The sequence below is a fragment of the Pseudomonas weihenstephanensis genome (assembly GCF_001043055.1).
Lineage (GTDB): Bacteria > Pseudomonadota > Gammaproteobacteria > Pseudomonadales > Pseudomonadaceae > Aquipseudomonas > Aquipseudomonas weihenstephanensis.
Map to the genome: position 1 here is coordinate 1 of NZ_JYLF01000031.1, position 634 is coordinate 634.

Below are 634 nucleotides of genomic sequence, written 5' to 3' on the forward strand. Positions count from 1 at the left end.
CGGTTTTGCCCACCATCCACGGCGGCACGCCAAACCAGCGGCAAATCTCTTCGATGCTGAAGGTGCGTGATTCCAGCAGTTGCGCATCCACGGGGTCGATGCCGATGGACTCAGGGGTAATGCCCTGCTCCAGCACCGGCGACTTACCCGCATTCAGCGCGCCTGCCACCTCTTTGATGTATTCGCGAAATTCGGCTCGTTGGTCAGGGCGCAGTATCCGGTCGACCTTGAAAGCAACCGAAGGCAGCAGACCGTTTTTGAATGTGCTGTTCGCGGCATCATCGGCCGACATCGCGGAGCCGAATACATTGGCACCGTAGCGAATGGCCGACATGCCGACCCGTCCATCGAGGGAAAAGGCCGGAATATGCAGCATGTCCTGACGTGCAATCTCTCGCCGTGGCCCTTTGCGCGGGGTGTACCAGTATTGCAGGCGGCCATCGTCGTCGAGTTCCAGCTTGACCCGACTGGGCAGCAGAAAGTCCAGAGCGATCACCCGCCCGCGCACCCGGTGAATCTCGCAGTAGGCATTGCCCTGCAACAGCATTGAGGCCACGACCGCCTGCCAGAACTGGAACGCCGTCATGTCTTCATTGGGGCTGTTATGAATTACGTCGTACAGCGCGAAGTCCCG

1 protein-coding gene is annotated in these 634 nt (G+C 59.8%); it reads right to left on the bottom strand.

Annotated features, from left to right (window positions below; all coding sequences use genetic code 11):
• Window positions 1-634, bottom strand: a 634-nt coding sequence (locus tag TU86_RS22075; protein ID WP_048366452.1) for a phage portal protein, incomplete at both ends; no start/stop codon positions are given.